1 pseudogene is annotated in these 509 nt (G+C 39.9%); it reads right to left on the bottom strand.

Annotated elements, in window-relative coordinates:
* A pseudogene (locus KH893_RS11740) lies at positions 1 to 509 on the bottom strand (phospho-sugar mutase); the annotation flags it as partial.

Genomic DNA, 509 nt, shown 5'->3' with positions numbered 1-509 from the left:
AGCCGACTCCCATTCGATCAGAATCGGGATCCACTGCTAATTCAACATCTGCTCCATAACTCTCAGAAATTTTGAAGACTTCATGGAATTCCGGATTTGGATATTTTACCGTTGGAAAAGTTCCATCCGGTTGAAATTGTTCTTTAACAATCAATATTTTGTTAAAGCCGGCCTCTTTGAGTGCTTTTGCCCCCAGGTCACCACCAGCGCCATGCAGTGGCGTAAAACTAATCGTTAGTTTATCTCCCCATTTTTTAATCAAATCACGATTGATTGGAATCGTTTTAACCTGATTTAGATATTCTTTATCAATCTCCGAGCCAATCTTTTTAATGCCACTGGCTACTTTTTTGATATGAAAGATATCTGCAACTCCCTGACGTTCTCTAACAATTTCATCAGCAGGTTTTGGAGGCAGCTGGCCGCCATCTTCTCCATATAACTTATAACCGTTATATTCCTTACTGTTATGGCTGGCTGTAATCATGATTCCAGCATAAGTATGTAGA

The sequence above is a fragment of the Liquorilactobacillus sicerae genome (genome assembly GCF_029916425.1).
Lineage (GTDB): Bacteria > Bacillota > Bacilli > Lactobacillales > Lactobacillaceae > Liquorilactobacillus > Liquorilactobacillus sicerae.
The sequence above is the reverse complement of the archived record's forward strand: the minus strand, read 5'-3'. Positions and strand labels throughout refer to the sequence as shown.